The organism is Demequina sp. NBRC 110056 (genome assembly GCF_002090155.1).
In the GTDB taxonomy this organism is placed as follows: domain Bacteria; phylum Actinomycetota; class Actinomycetes; order Actinomycetales; family Demequinaceae; genus Demequina.
This window is the reverse complement of the sequence record NZ_BBRM01000002.1, coordinates 104,667-121,168: the sequence shown is the minus strand read 5'-3', so window position 1 is coordinate 121,168 and position 16,502 is coordinate 104,667. Positions and strand designations below refer to the sequence as shown.

17 protein-coding genes are annotated in these 16,502 nt (G+C 71.0%); 8 read left to right on the top strand and 9 right to left on the bottom strand.

Translation table 11 applies throughout. The annotated features are described in order from the left end of the window. Positions 1–7: 7 nt before the first annotated feature. Together B7K25_RS00595 and B7K25_RS00590 are read right to left on the bottom strand one after the other, a co-directional pair. Entirely contained in the window at positions 8–1,210 is a 1,203-nt protein-coding gene (locus tag B7K25_RS00595; protein WP_084103286.1) for a YibE/F family protein, read from the bottom strand. 87 nt (positions 1,211–1,297) lie between these two features. Then, positions 1,298–2,683 (bottom strand): glycine--tRNA ligase, encoded by a 1,386-nt coding sequence (locus tag B7K25_RS00590; RefSeq protein WP_084103285.1) that lies wholly within the window; start codon positions 2,681–2,683, stop codon positions 1,298–1,300. A 158-nt stretch (positions 2,684–2,841) separates the two neighbouring features. Between B7K25_RS00590 and B7K25_RS00585 the strand changes: the two genes are divergently transcribed. From B7K25_RS00585 to B7K25_RS00565, 5 genes are read left to right on the top strand one after another with little or no spacing between them, the layout of a single operon-like run. Continuing rightward, the gene (locus tag B7K25_RS00585) at positions 2,842–3,804 is read left to right on the top strand and encodes a metal ABC transporter substrate-binding protein (RefSeq protein ID WP_084103284.1); all 963 of its coding nucleotides are present in this window, start codon (positions 2,842–2,844) and stop codon (positions 3,802–3,804) included. After that, positions 3,791–4,588 carry a metal ABC transporter ATP-binding protein gene (locus B7K25_RS00580; protein ID WP_084103283.1) on the top strand — a complete coding sequence of 266 codons (798 nt, stop codon included), beginning with the start codon at positions 3,791–3,793 and terminating at the stop codon, positions 4,586–4,588. The genes B7K25_RS00585 and B7K25_RS00580 overlap by 14 nt, the downstream gene beginning before the upstream one ends. Continuing rightward, a complete protein-coding gene (locus B7K25_RS00575; protein ID WP_084103282.1) occupies positions 4,588–5,493 on the top strand; it encodes a metal ABC transporter permease in 906 nt (301 codons plus the stop codon). The genes B7K25_RS00580 and B7K25_RS00575 overlap by 1 nt, the downstream gene beginning before the upstream one ends. After that, positions 5,490–5,909: a Fur family transcriptional regulator gene (locus B7K25_RS00570; protein WP_084103281.1), complete on the top strand. Its 420-nt coding sequence runs from the start codon at positions 5,490–5,492 to the stop codon at positions 5,907–5,909. Before B7K25_RS00575 ends, B7K25_RS00570 begins: the two co-directional genes overlap by 4 nt. Then, positions 5,909–6,457: a DedA family protein gene (locus B7K25_RS00565; protein ID WP_084103280.1), complete on the top strand. Its 549-nt coding sequence runs from the start codon at positions 5,909–5,911 to the stop codon at positions 6,455–6,457. Before B7K25_RS00570 ends, B7K25_RS00565 begins: the two co-directional genes overlap by 1 nt. 6 nt (positions 6,458–6,463) lie before the next feature. On the opposite strand, the gene B7K25_RS00560 is transcribed toward B7K25_RS00565, so the two are convergent. The 3 genes from B7K25_RS00560 to B7K25_RS00550 form a co-directional block, all read right to left on the bottom strand. Beyond that, the gene (locus tag B7K25_RS00560) at positions 6,464–7,231 is read right to left on the bottom strand and encodes an isoprenyl transferase (protein WP_084103279.1); all 768 of its coding nucleotides are present in this window, start codon (positions 7,229–7,231) and stop codon (positions 6,464–6,466) included. Between the two features lie 199 nt (positions 7,232–7,430). Then, complete coding sequence (gene recO / locus B7K25_RS00555; RefSeq protein WP_084103278.1) at positions 7,431–8,162, bottom strand: DNA repair protein RecO; 732 nt, start codon at positions 8,160–8,162, stop codon at positions 7,431–7,433. A gap of 49 nt (positions 8,163–8,211) precedes the next feature. Further along, positions 8,212–8,871 carry a TetR/AcrR family transcriptional regulator gene (locus B7K25_RS00550; RefSeq protein WP_084103277.1) on the bottom strand — a complete coding sequence of 220 codons (660 nt, stop codon included), beginning with the start codon at positions 8,869–8,871 and terminating at the stop codon, positions 8,212–8,214. 290 nt (positions 8,872–9,161) lie between these two features. Here B7K25_RS00550 and B7K25_RS00545 point away from each other — a divergent pair, with 290 nt between their 5' ends. After that, positions 9,162–10,217 carry an NAD(P)-dependent alcohol dehydrogenase gene (locus tag B7K25_RS00545; RefSeq protein ID WP_084103276.1) on the top strand — a complete coding sequence of 352 codons (1,056 nt, stop codon included), beginning with the start codon at positions 9,162–9,164 and terminating at the stop codon, positions 10,215–10,217. Further along, positions 10,214–10,957 carry a DUF4386 domain-containing protein gene (locus B7K25_RS00540; RefSeq protein WP_084103275.1) on the top strand — a complete coding sequence of 248 codons (744 nt, stop codon included), beginning with the start codon at positions 10,214–10,216 and terminating at the stop codon, positions 10,955–10,957. The genes B7K25_RS00545 and B7K25_RS00540 overlap by 4 nt, the downstream gene beginning before the upstream one ends. Positions 10,958–11,086: 129 nt before the next feature. Here B7K25_RS00540 and B7K25_RS00535 read toward each other — a convergent pair whose 3' ends face one another. After that, positions 11,087–11,590 carry a GNAT family acetyltransferase gene (locus B7K25_RS00535; protein ID WP_084103274.1) on the bottom strand — a complete coding sequence of 168 codons (504 nt, stop codon included), beginning with the start codon at positions 11,588–11,590 and terminating at the stop codon, positions 11,087–11,089. Positions 11,591–11,597: 7 nt separating this feature from the next. Then, entirely contained in the window at positions 11,598–13,340 is a 1,743-nt protein-coding gene (gene leuA, locus B7K25_RS00530; RefSeq protein WP_084103273.1) for a 2-isopropylmalate synthase, read from the bottom strand. Positions 13,341–13,596: 256 nt separating this feature from the next. Here leuA and B7K25_RS13990 point away from each other — a divergent pair, with 256 nt between their 5' ends. Further along, a complete protein-coding gene (locus tag B7K25_RS13990) occupies positions 13,597–13,728 on the top strand; it encodes a hypothetical protein (protein WP_255376112.1) in 132 nt (43 codons plus the stop codon). Positions 13,729–14,325: 597 nt separating this feature from the next. Here the strand turns inward: B7K25_RS13990 and era are convergent. Both era and B7K25_RS00515 read right to left on the bottom strand, forming a co-directional pair. Further along, positions 14,326–15,246, bottom strand: a complete 921-nt coding sequence (era, locus tag B7K25_RS00520) for a GTPase Era (protein ID WP_084103271.1) — start codon at positions 15,244–15,246, stop codon at positions 14,326–14,328. Next, positions 15,239–16,498 carry a hemolysin family protein gene (locus B7K25_RS00515; protein WP_084103270.1) on the bottom strand — a complete coding sequence of 420 codons (1,260 nt, stop codon included), beginning with the start codon at positions 16,496–16,498 and terminating at the stop codon, positions 15,239–15,241. Before B7K25_RS00515 ends, era begins: the two co-directional genes overlap by 8 nt. Positions 16,499–16,502: the final 4 nt, after the last annotated feature.

The following is a 16,502-nucleotide window of genomic DNA, read 5'->3' as shown; positions in this document are numbered from 1 at the left end:
CTAGCAATCAGGCGGGTTCCGGCGACTCGCTGCGAGGCTCGTCGCGCGGCTCATCGCGAGGCTCGTCGCCCATGACGTCCTCCTCGGCGATCGCATGCTGGCCCACCACCAGCGCACCGATCCCGGTGGTCAGCGGCACCGCGAGCACGAGGCCGATCGAGGACACCAGCGTGCGGACCACCTCCTCGGCGATCTCCGCGCCCGTGAGCGTCGTTCCCAACGAGGCGTCGTAGAGGCTGATGAGCATGATCGTCGGCAACGCGGCGCCCACGTAGGCGAAGGCGATCGTGTAGACCGTCGACGCGATGTGGTCGCGGCCGATGCGCATGCCGCGCTGGAAGAGGTTCCAGCGGGAGATCTCGGGGCGCGCCGCTCGCAGCTCCCAGATGGCGGACGCCTGGGTCACGGTGACGTCGTTGAGGACGCCGAGGCCCGCGATGATGATGCCGCACAGCACGAGGCCCTGGAGGTCGACGGAGCGACCGGACAGCTCGAGGTGGCTGCCCTCCTCGGACCACAGCCCCGTGAGGCGGGACGCGTCCACGGCCCACCACGCGAGCAGCGCGGTGATGGTGAGGCCGGCGAGCGTCCCGAGGTAGGCCGTCGTGGTGCGCGCGTTGAAGCCATGCGCGAGGTACAGCAGCACCGCGAGGGCACCCGAGCCCGTGACGAGACCGGTGATGAGCGGATCGGCGCCGCCGAACAGCGCCGGCACCGTGAAGAAGATGATGATCCCGAAGGCGGCGACGAGGCCCAGCAGGGCGCCGATCCCCCGCCACCAGGCGATCGCGACGACCAGCAGCACGTACACGACGAGCAGCAGCAGCAACGGCCCGTCGCGCTCGAAGTCGCCGAAGATGAGCTCGCCGGTGTCGAGCTGGAGGGCGCGGATGTGGTCGCCGACCTCGTACGCCGAGGTGCCGAGCGCCGGCGCAGCGAGCTCCTGGGCACCGGCGTCCTCCTGGCCGTCCACGACGACCTGCGCGGCCTCCGAGGTCGGGTCGACGTCGACGACCTCGACGGACACCCAGGTCGCTCCCTCGTACGTCGTCGGCACCGACCGCATGAACGACCAGTCCGTCGGCCACACCGCCATCGCGCCGAGCACGGTGAGGAACAGCACCGCGCCGACGATGGACGACAGGATGATCGTCGTGCGCTCGGACGCCTGGGGCGCCCGTTCGAGCCCGTGCGAGTGACCCGCCCCCATCAGCTCACCCCCACGAGGGCCACCGCGGTCGCCGCCCGGCCGGCACGCGCATCGGCCCTGCGGCGTCGGTCGACCGTCATCGAGCTGCTAGGCCCCGATCAGGCGGGTCGCGAGGTACGCCTGCACCTGCGACAGCGCGACGCGCTCCTGCTGCATGGTGTCTCGGTCGCGAATCGTGACCGCCTGGTCATCCTTCGTGTCGAAGTCGACCGTGATGCAGAACGGCGTGCCGATCTCGTCCTGGCGGCGGTAGCGCTTGCCGATGGCCTGGGTCACGTCGAGCTCGACGTTCCAGGCGCCGCGCAGCTCCTTCGCGAGCGCGTCGGCGGTCGGCAGCAGCTCGTCGGACTTGGACAGCGGCAGCACCGCAGCCTTGACGGGCGCGATGCGCGGGTCGAGGTGGAGGACCGTGCGCTTGTCGACGCCGCCCTTGGTGTTGGGCGCCTCGTCCTCGTCGTAGGCCTCCACGAGGAACGCCATGAGCGAACGCGTGAGGCCCGCCGCGGGCTCGATGACGTACGGCGTGTAGCGCTCGTTGGTCGCGGGATCGAGGTACGACAGGTCCTTGCCGGAGTGCTCCGAGTGCGTCGACAGGTCGAAGTCGGTGCGGTTGGCGATGCCCTCGAGCTCGCCCCACTCGGAGCCGGTGAAGCCGAACCGGTACTCGATGTCCGTGGTGCCCTTGGAGTAGTGCGACAGCTTCTCCTGCGGGTGCTCGTACAGGCGCAGGTTGTCGTCGGAGATGCCGAGGTCCTTGTACCAGGCCAGACGCGTGTCGATCCAGTACTGGTGCCACTCGTCGTCCGTGCCGGGCTTGACGAAGAACTCCATCTCCATCTGCTCGAACTCGCGGGTGCGGAAGATGAAGTTTCCGGGCGTGATCTCGTTGCGGAACGACTTGCCGATCTGGCCGATGCCGAATGGCACCTTCATGCGCGAGGTCCGCTGGACGTTGTCGTAGTTGACGAAGATGCCCTGCGCGGTCTCGGGACGCAGGTAGTGCAGCCCTGACTCGTCCTCGGTGACGCCGAGGTAGGTCTTCAGCAGGCCATTGAACATCTTGGGCTCGGTCCACTGGCCGCGGGTGCCGCAGTTGCCGCACGCGATGCCCGCGAGCCCGCCTTCGGGGGCGCGACCCTTCTTCTCCTCGAACTCCTCGATGAGGTGGTCCTCGCGGAAGCGCTTGTGGCACGACAGGCACTCGACCAGCGGGTCGACGAACGCCTTGAGGTGGCCGGAGGCCTCCCACACCTTGGGTGGCAGGATCACGGACGAGTCGAGCCCCACGATGTCGTCGCGGCTCGACACCATCGCGCGCCACCACTGACGCTTGATGTTCTCCTTGAGCTCCACGCCGAGCGGCCCGTAGTCCCACGCTGAGCGCGTGCCTCCGTAGATCTCGCCGCAGGGGAACACGAAGCCACGGCGCTTCGCGAGGGAGATCACGTTGTCGAGACGGGACGGCTGTGCCACTGAGGTGCTCCTCGGGGGTAGGGCTGGGTGCGCGGACAGTCTAGCGGCGCGCCGCCTCGCGGCGGGTGCGCCAGACGGCCGATGCGCGCTCGGGCGATCTCGCCGTCGCCCGACCCTCGTTTTGACAATGATTATCAGTAAGACTTAAAGTTGCCGTCATGACGCTCCGCACTCCCCTCATCGCCGCGGCCTCGCTCGGCACCCTCCTGCTCGCCGGCTGCTCCGGCGCCGAGGCCGACGGGGAGGCGTCGCCCGAGTCCGACGCCTCGCTCACCGTTGCCGCTGCCTTCTACCCGCTGCAGTACGTCGCGGAGCACGTGGGTGGCGAGCTCGTCGCGGTCGAGGCGCTCATGCCCCCTGGCGTCGAGCCGCACGACGCCGAGCTGTCACCCGCCGTCGTGCGGAGCCTGCAGACCATGGACACCGTCCTGTACCTCAGCGAGTTCCAGCCCGCCGTCGACGACGCGATCGCGACCACGGATGCCCGCGCGCTCGACGCCCACCACATCGTGGACGAGCACGCCGCGGCTCACGAGGACGAGGGCCACGAGGACGAGGTTCACGAGGACGAGGCGGACCACGCGGATGAGGACGGCCACGACCACGGGTCCTCGGACCCCCACTTCTGGACCGACCCGACGCTGCTCGCGGCCTACGCCGAGGACGTCGCCGCCGAGTTCGCCGAGCTCGACCCGGCGGGCGCGGACACGTACGCGGCGAACGCCGAGGCCCTCGTCGCGGAGCTCACCGCGCTCGACGAGGACTTCCAGGCGGGCCTCGCCTCGTGCGAGCGCGACGACATCTTCGTGAGCCACGAGGCGTTCGGCTACCTCGCCGAGCGCTACGACCTCCACCAGGAGGGCGTCGCGGGCCTCGACCCCGAGGCCGAGCCCTCCCCCGCGCGCATCCGCGAGATCCGCGAGCTGGTCGCGGAGACGGGCGCGACCACCGTCTACTCGGAGTCGCTGGTCGACGCGTCCGCGATCGAGGCGCTCGCCGCCGACGCGGGCGTCCAGACCGCCGTCCTCGACCCCGTCGAGGGCGTCACCGGCGACGACGACTACATTGCTGTCATGACCCGCAACCTCGACGCCCTGAAGGACGGACTTGGCTGCTCCTGACCTCCACGCCACCTCACGCGTCTCCGCGCCCGCGGTGCGGGCGCGGGACGTGCGCGTGACCCTCGGCGGCACCGAGATCCTGCACGGGGTGTCCCTCGACGCCCACGACGGCGAGGTCGTGGCGCTCATGGGCGGCAACGGCTCAGGCAAGTCGACCTTCGTGCGCTCGATCGTCGGCGCCCTCCCGCTCGCGGCCGGCGAGATCCGCATCGGCGGGGCTCCCGCGAGCGCGGCCGCCCGCACGGCGCTGGGCTACGTCCCGCAGCGCCTCAGCGCCGCCGGCGGCGTCTCCGCGACGGTCACCGAGGTGGTCGCGTCCGGCCTGCTCGGACGCTCGCACCTGCGTCCGCCGCGCCGGGCCTCGGCCCGCATCGCCGCGGCGCTCGACACGATGGGCGTGGCCGACCTCGCCGGGCGCGACGTCGCCCGGCTGTCCGGCGGCCAGCAGCAGCGCGTGCTCATCGCTCGCGCCTTGGTCCGAGAGCCTCGCATCCTCGTGCTCGACGAGCCGATGGCGGGGGTCGACCTGGAGTCGCAGGTCGCCTTCGCGCACGCGCTGAGCCACCTCAAGGAGGACGGTACGGCGATCGTCATCGTCCTCCACGAGCTCGGCGCCCTCGCCCGGCACATCGACACCGCGGTGGTCCTCGAGCACGGGTGCGTCACCTACGCCGGCAGGCCGCCCGCCGACCTCGGCGTCCATGCGCTTCCCGGCCACGACCACGAGCACGCGCACGAGGACCCCGAGCCCGCGCAGAGCACCCTCGGATTGGACTCGCTGTGATGGCACTGCTGAGCGACCCGCTGGTCCAGCGCATGCTGCTGGTCGCGCTGCTGGTCGGCGCGAGCGCGCCCATCGTCGGCACCTACCTCGTCCAGCGCCGGATGGCGCTGCTCGGAGACGGCATCGGCCATGTGGCGCTGGCGGGTGTCGCGGCCGGCTGGCTCGCGGGCTCCGTGGCGGACCTCGCGAAGCAGGACGCTCTCGCCATCCCGGGCGCCATCGTGTTCGCCATCGCGGGCGCCGTGGTGATCGAGCACATGCGCTCGCGCGGCACCGCCAGCGCGGACGTCGTCATGGCGATCATGTTCTACGGCGGCATCGCCACCGGCGTGCTGCTGATCTCGGTCGCTGGCGGCTCGAACGCCAACCTCATGGGCTACCTGTTCGGGTCGATCTCGACGGTGACGTGGACCGACGTGTGGGTCACCGTCGGGCTCTCCGCCGTGATCATGGCCGTGGGCTTGGGCCTGCGACCGGCGCTGTTCGCGGTCACGCATGATCAGGAGTTCGCGTCCTCGACCGGGCTGCCGGTGCGCGCGCTGAACATGACCGTCGCGATCCTCGCGGCGGTCACGATCACGGTGTCGATGCGCGTGGTCGGCGTGCTGCTCGTGTCCGGCCTGATGATCCTGCCCGTCGCGATCGCACAGCTCATGACGCGGTCGTTCACGCGCACCATGTCGCTCGCGATGATCACCGGCGTCCTCCTGTGCGTCACCGGAGTGGGCATCACCCTCGAGCATGACCTGCAGCCCGGCGCACTGATCATCGTGCTCGGAGTCGTGCTGTACGTGGTCGTGACAGCGATCGCCGCGATGCTCCGGGCCCGCGGCCGTCACCGCGTCACGCCCCCGCACACGCCGGCGCGCATCACCCACGACGAGACCGAGGAGAGTCACCGATGACTCCGTCCCCCGCGCCTCAGCAGCGCATGACCAAGCAGCGTGCCGCCGTGCTCGAGGCGCTCGAGGCGAGCACCGAGTTCCGGTCTGCGCAGGCGTGGCACGACCGGCTGCGGCACGACGGCTCGACCGTGGGCCTCGCCACCGTCTATCGCGCGCTGCAGGCGCTCGCGGAGTCGGGCGACGTCGACGCGGTCGTCACCGACTCCGGCGAGACGCTGTACCGGCGCTGCGAGGCCGGCGAGGAGCACCACCACCACCTGCGATGCCGTCTGTGCGGGCGTGCCGAGGACATCGACATGCCTGAGTTCGAGCGGTGGGCGGACCGGATCGCGAGCCAGCACGGCTACTCGCGGATCGACCACACCGTCGAGCTGACCGGCGTGTGCGAGGCGTGTGCCGCCGAGGGCCGAGGCTGATGCCCGGCATCCCCGACTTCGTCATGGACGGCCCCTGGTGGTGGCTGTTCCTGGCGCTCGTGCTCATCGTGTTCGTCCGCACGCAGGCGACCTACTGGCTCGCCCGGTGGGCGCGCGCCGGCGCGGATGCCGTCGCCGACCGCGCCGAGAAGCAGGACAGCAAGCGTGCGCGCATCGCGCGCCGGTTCTCGGGGCCCGGCATGACCAAGGCGCAGGCCTTTACCGAACGGTGGGGGTGGATCGCGATCCCGTTGTCGTTCCTCACGATCGGGATCCAGTCGCTCGTCAACGGCGGCGCTGGCTACGCGCGCATGCACTGGGGTCGCTACACGCTCGCGATGATCCCCGGCTGCCTGCTGTGGGCCGGCGCGTACGAGCTCGTGGGGTTCTCCGCGTGGCGTGCCTTCACCACGTCGCCGTGGGTGCTCGCAGGCAGCGTGGTGCTGGTGGGCGCGGTGGTCGCCGTGCTCGTCGTGCGCCGGCGCCGTCGCCAGGCGGCGGACGAGGCCCAGCCAGCGACCGCATCGGCCCCGGTCGTCGAGGCCTGACCGCCGCTAGGCCGCGCCGAACCGACGGTTGCGCCGCGCGTACTCCTCGATCGCCGCCCACAGGTGCGTGCGGTCGACGTCCGGCCACAGCACGTCGGAGAACACGTACTCCGCGTAGGCCGCCTGCCACGGCAGGAAGTTGGAGCTACGCTGCTCACCGCTCGAGCGCCAGAACAGGTCCACGTCCGGCATGTCGGGCTCGTCGAGGTGCGCGGCGAGCGTCTTCTCGGACACTCGCGCCGGGTCGATCTCCCCTGCCGCCGCCTTGAGCGCGATGGCGCGTGCAGCATCGGCGATCTCAGCCCGGCCGCCGTAGTTGACGCACATCGTCAGGGTGAGCACGTCGTTGTCGGCGGTCATGCGCTCGGCGCGTTCGAGCTCGTCGATGACGGACTTCCACAGCCGGGGACGCCGCCCCGCCCAGCGCACCCGCACCCCCCACTCGCCCATCTGGTCGCGGCGGCGCCGGATGACGTCGCGATTGAATCCCATGAGGAACCTGACCTCGTCGGGGCTGCGCTTCCAGTTCTCGGTGCTGAACGCGTACGCGCTGACGTGCTTGACGCCCACCTCGACGGCGCCGGCCACCACGTCGAGCAACGCGGCCTCTCCACGCTCGTGGCCCGCGGTGCGCGGCAGCCCGCGCTCCTTCGCCCAGCGGCCGTTGCCGTCCATCACCACCGCCACGTGCCGCGGCACGGCCGATGCGGGCAGGGCTGGCGGCGTCGCTCCCCCGGCATGGGGGAAGGGTCGGGCATGGCTCACGCTGGTCACCCTATCCCGCGCCGAACCTCGTTCCCCTCCCGGGTTCGTGTAGGTCTCGCCCACATTCGGGCATGCCTGGCCTCTGGCGTGTCAGTGTGGGTTCGGCGCCGTGGGAGAAGGCACGAGGCGGCGAACCCTGATCGACACGCTCGGCGCCCGAGGGGGCCGAATGTGGGCGAGACCTACACGAACCCCGCAGAGTGCGAGGTCACGCGCGGTCGACGTGCGAGAGCGACCGCACCTTGCGCTCGAGGTGGAACTGCGCGTAGGCGGCGATCAGGCCCGCCGCGTCGCGACGATGGCGCGGCTCGGATCCTTCCGCTCCCGCCCAGTCGCCCGACAGCAGCGCCTCCAGCAGCGAGAACGTCTCCGGCGCCGGAGCGGCCGCACCGGGAGGACGGCAGCTCTCGCAGACCGCGCCGCCGGCGGCGACCACGAAGGCACGATGCGGGCCCTCTCTGCCGCAGCTCGCACACAGGTCGAAGCTCGGCTCGTATCCCGCGAGCGCGAGCGAGCGCAGCAGGAAGCTGTCGAGCACGAGCCCGGGGTCATGCTCGCGGCGGCTCAACGCGCCGAGGCCGCCATGCAGGAGGCGGAACTGGTCCCAGGCGGGCTCCTTCTCGTGGTCGACGAGCTTGTCCGCCGTCTCGACCATCGCCGTCGCCGAGGTGAACAGCGCGTAGTCCTCGGCGATCCGGCGGGCGTACGGCTCCTTGGTCTCGACCTGGCTCACGATGTCGAGGTTGCGCCCCTCGTAGAGCTGCACATCCACGAGCATGAACGGCTCGACGCGCGAGCCGATCCTGCTCGAAGTGCGTCGCACTCCCTTGGCGACCGCGCGCACCTTGCCGTGGCGCTTGGTCAGCAGCGTGACGATCCGGTCCGCCTCACCCAGCTTGTGGGTGCGCAGCACGATCGCATCGTCTCGGTACAGGGGCACGGCCCCATTGTCCCCCGCGACCGGACGCGGCTGCCGCGCCTCGCCGCTCTCAGCCGCGCGGGATCGCCCGCTCGAGCCCGTCGAGCAGAAGATCGAGGCCGTACTCGAACGAGGACCCGAACGAGTAGCCGGGCTGCATGACGTGCTCGACCGTGAGCCGCACCAGCATGGGGTACTGCTCCGGGTCGAAGGCCTGGGAGATCTCCGCGGCGAGCTCGTCGCTGCCCTCTCCGCCCTGCACGGGCAGGTTGGACTCCTGGATCGCGAAGCCGTAGATGAAGCTGTCGAGGACCGCGTACGCGTGCGCCATGAGCGGCAGCGGCAGGCCGCCGCGCGCGAGCGTGGCGAGCACCGCCTCGTGGTGACGCAGCGACACGGGCCCCGGGGTCGTGCCCGACTCGAGCAGCGGCACGGCCCACGGGTGGCGCACCAGCACCGCACGCGCGCTCAGGCACCGGTCGCGCACCGCGTCCTTCCAGTCCAGTCGCTCGTCCGGCAGGCCCATCTCGTCGAAGACCGACTCGACCATGAGGCCGAGCAGCTGGTCCTTGCCAGCGACGTGGTGGTAGATCGACATCGGCTTGGTGCCGAGCTCCTCGGCGAGCGCCCGGATGGTCAGCGCGCCGATGCCGTCACGGTCGGCGAGGCCGAGTGCGGCGTCGACGATCCGCGCAGGCGACAGCCGCCCTGGCGTCCTGGTCCCGGCCATCGTGCTCCTCTCCCGCAGCGCTCCCGCGTGGAAGCGTCGAGTCATTCTGCATCAGCTCCGCCTCGGGCCCTGCGACGACGCGCACATCTCGCGCGCCGCATGAGGAGGAGCCCCTCCCCGCGAGCAGGGAGCACCTCCGTCGCGTCCGTCGGTCGCTCTGGACGAGGTCGGGACCTCACGGTAGACGTACTTAGTACGAGAAGTCAAAGTGAAAGGCCTTGACGAGACGTACTAAGTACGAATAGTCTCATGTCCACCACCAGTACTAAGTACGAACCTCAGGAGCAGACATGTCCACCACGCCGCCCGCGAAGCCTTCGCCCGCCGCCTCCACCGCCGACGCCGCAGCGCTTCCGGCCACCACCGCCGCCGCGGTCCAGCGCGAGTACGGCCCGCCGGAGACCATCACGGTCGCCACGCTGCCCCTTCCCTCCCCCGCGCCCCACGAGGTCGTCGTGCGGGTCGCCGCCGCTGGCGTCGACCGGGGCGTGTGGCACATGGCCACGGGCCGTCCGTTCATCATGCGCGCCATGGGCTTCGGGCTGCGCAGGCCCTCGCAGCCCATCCAGGGGTCCGATGTGGCCGGCACGGTCGTCGCCGTGGGCACGGAGGTGACCCGGTTCGAGGTCGGAGACGTCGTCATGGGCTCCGCGCGCGGCTCCTTCGCGGAGCACGCCATCGCGGACGCCTCGCGGCTCACCGCGGTACCGGAAGGCGTCCCGCTCGAGGTCGCCGCCGCCGCGCCCGTGTCCGGCGTTACCGCGCAGGCAGCCGTGATGGAGATCGGCCAGGTCGAGGCGGGCCAGCGCGTCCTCGTGCTCGGGGCCTCCGGCGGGGTGGGATCCAGCGCGGTCCAGCTCGCCGTCGCCGCCGGCGCCCACGTCACCGGTGTGTGCTCGTCAGCCAAGGCGCACGTCGCGACGGAGGCCGGCGCCGCCGTCGTGCTCGACTACCGCACGGTGGACGTCACCGCGCTCGACGGGCGCTTCGACCTCATCGTCGACACCGGCGGACTCACGCCGCTGCGCGCGCTGCGGCGCATCCTTGCCCCGCGCGGCACGCTCGTCATCGTCGGCGGCGAGGGCGGCGGAGGCGTCACGGGCGGGTTCGGCCGTCAGCTCAAGGCGGCCGCGCTGTCGCTGGTCGTGCGCCAGCGCCTCGCGTTCGTCATGTCCACCACGACGGAGCGGACGCTCGACGAGCTCGCTGGCAGGATCGCCCGCGGCCAGTTGCGTCCCATCGTCACCGCGACGTACCCGCTCGAGCGCACGGCGCACGCGATCAGCGACCTCGCCGCAGGCCGCGTGGCAGGCAAGGCTGTCGTGACGCTCGAGGATCAGCGATGAACGGCGCACGCCGCCGCGCCGCGATCGTCGCGGGAGTGGCCTACCTCGCGATGTTCGTCCTCGCGATCGTGGCGAACTTCGTCGTGATGGAAGGGCTGATCGACCCGGTCGATCCCGCGCAGTCCGCCCAGGCCATCGCGGCGGATCACGGCGCGTTCCGGCTGGCGACGGTCGCGTTCCTCGCCATCGCGGCGCTCGACGTCGTGATCGCGTGGGCCCTGCACGTGGTGCTGGTCGAGGTGCACGCGGCGGCGTCCCGCCTCGCCGCCTGGCTGCGCGTCGCGTACGGCGCCGTGCTCACGGTCGCGGTCGGCTTCCTCCACGTGGGCGGCATGGTCGCCGCGGGCGGGGAGCCCTTCGGCGGCCTGTCCACCGACGATCGTCACGGGCTCGTCGGCCTCTCCCTCGCCGCGTTCGACGCCATCTGGCTCGTGGGCCTCGCGCTGTTCGGGCTGCACCTGCTCGTGCTCGGCGCGGTGCTCGCGTCACGCCGCGCCGCGCCGCGCGCACTCGGCGCGCTGGTCGCCGTCGCTGGCGCCCTGTACCTGGCGGACACGCTCGCGCAGCTCGGCCTCGCGGACTACGAGGCGATCGCGCCGGCGATGCTCGTGGCCGTCGCCGCGGCGTCGATGGTGGCCGAGCTCTGGCTGGCGATCTGGCTCGTCACCGTCGCGGGCCGCACGAATGTTCATCTCGACCCCCCACAAGTGGGGATACCGCTCGCGCAGGCCCGTGGCTAGCGTGTGAAGTGCGACGGCGTCACCGTCGCGCCGGAACGTACGCGGGGGATGCGTGCCAGGCGCGATAGGTGGCGCCCAGCGCTTTCTCCGGCGCCGTCGCCACCGCAGGGCCCGCCCCGCCGCTACCGCTCAGCCCGGCTCGCCCCACGCCTCGGGCAGCACGCGTCCGAGCGACACGGACCGGTCCTCGGACCAGCCGAGCGATGCGTACATGGCGATGACCTCGGCGTTGGTCTCCCGCACCTGCAGGTTCACCTTGCGGCAGCCGAGCGCGTGGAGCTCACCTACGGCGTGCTCCACCAATGCCCGCGCGACTCCGTGCCGGCGCGCCCCCGGCGCGACGGCCAGGTGGTAGAGCCAGCCGCGGTAGCCGTCGTAGCCTGCGAGCACCGCCCCCACCACGCGCGCCTGACCTGACCCGACCCGAGACTCGGCCTCGTCGCCCGCGGACCCGGCGCGCGCATCGGCGCTCCCGACCGCGACCCAGAACAGGTCAGGGTCGCGGTCGAGCTTGCGCGAGATGACGCCGCGCGGCTCGTTGCGCGCGGGATCGCCGGGGAAGCACTCGGTCCACAGCGCGACCACGGCCTCGGTGTCGCCGCGCTGGAAGCGACGCACCGCGACCGTGCTCACGCGTGCGTCACCGCCCGGCGCGGTTGACCGCGGAGATGATCGCCTTGAGCGTCGCCGTGGTGATCGACGGGTCGATCCCGACGCCCCACAGGATCTCGTCGCCGATCGCGCACTCCACGTACGACGCCGCCTGGGCGTCGCCGCCGCCGGTCATGGCGTGCTCGTGGTAGTCGAGGACCTCGACCTTCACGCCGCGGGTGCCGAGCGCCGCGACGAACGCGTCGACGGGTCCGTTGCCCGATCCCTCGACGGTGACCGCGGCCTCGCCGTCGCGGATGTCTGCCGCGAGCGTGTCGGGCCCGCTGTCCGACGACGTGGTCCGCGTGCCGCGCAGGGCGAAGCGCCCCCAGACACGCGAGGGGTCCTCGGCGGGCAGGTACTCGTCGTGGAAGATCCGCCAGATGTCGTCAGCGGTCTGCTCCGCACCCGTCGAGTCCGCCGCTACCTGGACCACGCGGGAGAACTCGATCTGGAGGCGCCGGGGCAGGTCGAGATTACGCTCCGTCTTGAGCAGGTACGCGACGCCGCCCTTGCCGGACTGCGAGTTGACGCGGATGACCGCCTCGTAGGACCGGCCCACGTCCTTGGGGTCGATCGGCAGGTAGGGCACACCCCAGACGATGTCGTCGGTGGTGACGCCCTGCGCGTCGGCGCGCGCCTTCATGTGATCGAAGCCCTTGTTGATCGCGTCCTGGTGCGACCCCGAGAACGCCGTGAACACCAGGTCTCCGCCCCACGGGTGGCGCGGGTGGACGTCGATCTGGTTGCAGTACTCCACGGTGCGGCGGATGCCGTCGATGTCGGAGAAGTCGATCTGCGGGTCGATGCCCTGCGAGAACAGGTTCATGCCGAGCGTCACCAGGTCGACGTTGCCGGTGCGCTCGCCGTTGCCGAACAGGCAGCCTTCGATGCGGTCCGCGCCGGCCATGTAGCCCAGCTCGGCAGCCGCCACGGCGGTCCCGCGGTCGTTGTGGGGATGCAGGCTCAGCACCACGGAGTCGCGGTAGTCGAGGCGGCGGTTCATCCACTCGATGGAGTCCGCGTACACGTTCGGCGTCGCCATCTCGACCGTGGCAGGCAGGTTGATGATCACCTTGCGGTCGGGGGTGGGCTTCCACACGTCCAGCACGGCGTTGCACACCTCGACGGCGTACTCGAGCTCCGTCCCGGTGTACGACTCCGGGCTGTACTCGTAGAACACCTGGGTGTCGGGGATGGTCTCCTCGAACTTCTGGCACAGCATCGCGCCGTGGGTGGCGATGTCCTTGATCTCGTCCTTGTCCGCGCGGAAGACGACCTCGCGCTGCAGCACCGACGTCGAGTTGTACAGGTGCACGATCGCGTTCTTGGCGCCCTTGAGCGACTCGTAGGTGCGCTCGATGAGGTGCTCACGGGCCTGCGTCAGGACCTGGATGACGACGTCGTCCGGGATCCGCTCCTCCTCGATGAGGGTGCGCACGAAGTCGAAGTCGGTCTGGCTCGCCGACGGGAAGCCGACCTCGATCTCCTTGTAGCCCATACGGACCAGGAGGTCGAACATGCGCAGCTTGCGCTCGACGTTCATGGGCTCGATGAGGGCCTGGTTGCCGTCGCGCAGGTCGACGGCGCACCAGCGCGGCGCCTCGGTGATGCGCTGCGCGGGCCAGGTGCGGTCGGGCAGGTCGACGACGATCTGCTCGTGGAACGGCTGGTACTTGTGGATCGGCATCGGCGACGCGGTCTGGTCGCCGGAGGTGTAGTGCTCGCTCATGTCGTGGGGTTCCTTCGTCGGGGTCTGTGGCTGATGTCAGCCGGCGCGACAGCCTCCGCGACGAGGAGCCGGCCTCTAGGCCTCGTCGCGGCGGCGAAGGAGCAGCGAGCGTGCACGCATGCGTTCACCATAGCGGACGGCCGATGCGCGGGTCACGCCTCCCCTGGTCCGTCGACTGCCCCTTGACTTTCGTACTAAGTACGGTAGTGTCTTCCTCGTCACCAGTACTAAGTACGAAACGATCAAGGAGAGAATCATGGCGAAGAACGACCAGCTCGAGGGTCAGCCCCTGTGGACCGTCCCGGCCATCCTCGGCATCCTCATGCTCAGCGCGGGAGGCATGTTCCTGATGATCGCGCAGGGCATCGCGATCCTCTCGGGCGCGTGACGCTCCCCCACAACCGACGAAGGCCCCGATCACCGTGCGGTGATCGGGGCCTTCCTTCTGTTGGCGATGTCTCTGACCGCCGATGCGCCGCCCTCCCTGCCGCCACGGACCCGGGCGTGCTCCAGGTGTCAGCGGAGCTCGCGCCCCTCACCGTCGGCGTGGACGGTCCTCACGTCGACCCAGACCCACAGTCCCACCGCGAGCACCACCGTACCGCCGACGACCCCCAGCGCTGTGCCTGCGTCCACGGCACCTGCGCCGACTGCCACGAGGGCGCAGATGAGCAGAAGCAGCCCTGCGCCAGACGTCCACGCCTGCGCCGACGCACGGCGGTGCAAGCCGACGTACCGGTTGTGGTGTCCCCAGATCCCCGCGCGCCATGCCCGCTCGCGAAAGTCCGCCGCCGCGTACTCCGAAGCGCGACCCGCGAACGCATCTTCGGTGCGAGTCGCGGGAGAGAGGTCGGCGTGGCAGCTCGCGCACCGAGCGGCGTGGCCTGCGTTGGCGAAGCCGCACACCTGACAACGAAGACGCCGCGTCTCATCCCGGGGCGCGCCGAGCGCCTCAAGGGCATCGTCATGGGAGTCGTAGCCCACGTCAGAACCCCAGGCGCCCCAGCTGCTTGGGGTCGCGCTGCCAGTCCTTCGCGACCTTGACGTGCAGGTCCAGGTAGACCCGCCGGCCGAGCAGCCGCTCGATCCCCTCGCGCGCGGTCGCCCCGACCTCCTTGAGGCGCGATCCGGCGCGCCCGATGATGATGCCCTTCTGGGACTCACGCTCGACGAACAGCTGTGCGCGGATCTCGAGCACGTCGCGCGAGGCGGTCTCCTCGTCGGGCTCCACCATCTCCTCGATCACCACCGCGATCGAGTGCGGCAGCTCGTCGCGCACACCCTCGAGGGCGGCCTCGCGGATGAGCTCGGCGACGCGCACGTCCTCAGGCTCGTCGGTGACGGCGCCCTCCGGGTACAGGGGCGGACCCTCCGGCAAGTGCTTCGCCAGGACGTCCACCAGCGTGTCGATCTGGATGTCCTTCAGGGAGCTGACCGGGACGATGTCCGCCCACTCGCCCAGCTGCGACACGGCAAGCAGGTGCTCGGCGACCTTGTCGCGCGCGACCTTGTCCACCTTCGTCGCGATCGCCACCACCGGCGCGCGCGCGTCAGCGAGCTCACGCGCGATCCACTGATCGCCCGGCCCGACCTTCTGGTCGGCAGGCAGGCAGAAGCCGATCACGTCGACCTCTGCGAAGGTCTCGCGCACGAGGTCATTGAGGCGCTCGCCGAGCAGGGTGCGCGGCCGGTGCAGCCCCGGGGTGTCGACGATCACGAGCTGCGCGTCGTCCCGGTTCAGCACGCCGCGGATGGCGCGCCTGGTCGTCTGGGGTCGCGACGACATGATCGCGACCTTCTCCCCGACCAGCGCGTTCATCAACGTCGACTTGCCCACGTTGGGCCGGCCCACGAAGCACGCGAAGCCGCTGCGGTGCGTCGGCTCGCTGCCGTTCGACTCAGTCATCCTCATCCTCCTCATCATCCTCGCGCTCGACGATCACCGCCGTGAGACGCCGGCGCCGACCCTCGACGCGGTCAGCCGTCAGGCCAAGGCCATGCGCCGAGGCGCGTGCGCCGGGGATCGGCACCTTGCCGAGCGCCTTCGACAGCAGGCCCGCGGCGGTCTCCACGTCCTCGTCGTCGATCTCGATGTCGAACAGCTCGCCGAGCTCGTCGAGCGGGTAGCGCGCGGGCACCCGGTAGCGACCGTCGCCCAGGTCCTCGACGTCGGGCGCAGAACGGTCGTGCTCGTCGACCACCTCGCCCACGATCTCCTCGAGCGCATCCTCGATGGTCACCAGGCCGGCGACGCCGCCGTACTCGTCGACCACGATCGCCATGTGGAAGACCTCGTCCTGCATGCGCCGCAGCAGGTCGTCCACGGGGACGGACTCGGGCACGAACTCGGGCTCGCGCATGAACTCGTCGACGGGATGCTCGAGGGCCGCCGCATCGTCCCAGGTCTGCTTCACGACGTCCTTGAGGTACACGACGCCCACGGTGTCGTCGACGCCGTCGCCGATCACCGGGACGCGAGAGAAGCCCGAGCGCATGAACAGGACCATCGCCTTGCGGGCGGCGGTGCCGGAGGCGATGGTGATCATGTCGGTGCGCGGCACCATGACCTCGCGCGTCAGGGTGTCGCCGAGGCTGACGACGGAGCGCAGCAGCAGCGCATCCTCCTCCTCGAGGGCGTCCTGCGCCTGCTCGACGAGGTCCTCGGGCTCGGCGAGCGGCGGCATCTGCAGAGCGGGCACGATCGCGCGGATGGGCGTGGTCAGGCGGATGAGCAGCCACGCCACGGGCGACACGAGTCCGAGCGTCGTCAGCGGGTGCGCGCGTGCCAGCTGGCGTGGGAAGGCGCGCACGAGCAGCAGCGACGCGATGACCGCGAGCGCCGCCGCGAGCAGCACGACCGCGAGCAGCGGCCAGTCGAGGTCGACGGCGAGCTCGGCCACGATGAACGTGAGGCACACGACGCCGACCGCCTCGAGGGTGGCGTACGCCACGGACGCCGCGTCGTCCGTCTGGGACGGGATCGCGGCGATTCGCGCGGCGGAGGTGGGCTTGCCGTCGGGGCGACGGCGCGCGGCCACCTCCCGCTCCTCCGCGTGCGGCAGCTGCTCCAGCGCGGCGACCACGGCATGCAGCACCGCGGCCCCGAGCACGCTGAAGGCGCCGACCAGCGCGAGCGCGAGCAGCGTGGATCCGGTCACGGGG